This window comes from Streptomyces phaeochromogenes, from assembly GCF_001418655.1.
Classification (GTDB): Bacteria; Actinomycetota; Actinomycetes; order Streptomycetales; family Streptomycetaceae; genus Streptomyces; species Streptomyces phaeochromogenes.
In genome coordinates, this window is record NZ_LIQZ01000494.1 from 1 (window position 1) to 669 (window position 669).

Below are 669 nucleotides of genomic sequence, written 5' to 3' on the forward strand. Positions count from 1 at the left end.
GGGCTGCCACGAGCGCTGCCGCGAGCCCCGCCGCCGAGCGGGCATCCGGTGACGCGCTGAAGGCCGCACCCTCCACCGACCCCGCCCGCCAGCGGCTCGCCCTCGCGCAGGCGGCCCTGTTGTCCGCGCTGGTCGCCGGGACGCCCGTGCCGGAGGGCTTCGACGGGACCCGGCTTTCGGTGCAGGCCCGGGCGCTGGCCGGCAAGCGGGCCGATGTCGTGGCCAAGGTCGCGCCCGAGCTGCCGGAGATTCTGGCGGAGGCGTACCGCAAGGCGTTCGTCGCGTACGCGCACAGCCACCCGATGACCGGCGGCTACCGGCGGGACGCGCTGGACTTCGCCGAGCATCTGCTGCTGGGCGGACGCCTGGAGGACCCGGACGTACGGCGGCGGGTGAGCGACTGGTGGCTGGAGCGCTCGGGCCCGGCGCCGCTCTCGCAGCACCCGGCGGCCCGGCTGGCGCGCGCCACGCGGCGGGTACTGCTGAGGCGATGAGGCGCGTCCTGCTGACGCGGTGACGGGTGGTGCCGCCGGGGCGTTGAGAACAAGTCGACGCCGGGCGTAGGGACCCTCGACCCCGCGTGAGATCGCTCACCGGGCGACACCTGCGCCGCATCTGTACAGAACCGCGGGCCTCTTGCCTGCTCACCGCCCCTGCCCCGACGGCCGG

The 669-nt window shown here is 75.9% G+C and carries 1 protein-coding gene; it reads left to right on the forward strand.

Annotated features, from left to right (window positions below):
• Positions 1 to 494 (forward strand): SCO6045 C-terminal-like domain-containing protein (locus AOK17_RS43800; RefSeq protein WP_483855190.1); only part of this gene is annotated, 494 nt, incomplete at its 5' end.
• Positions 495 to 669: the final 175 nt, after the last annotated feature.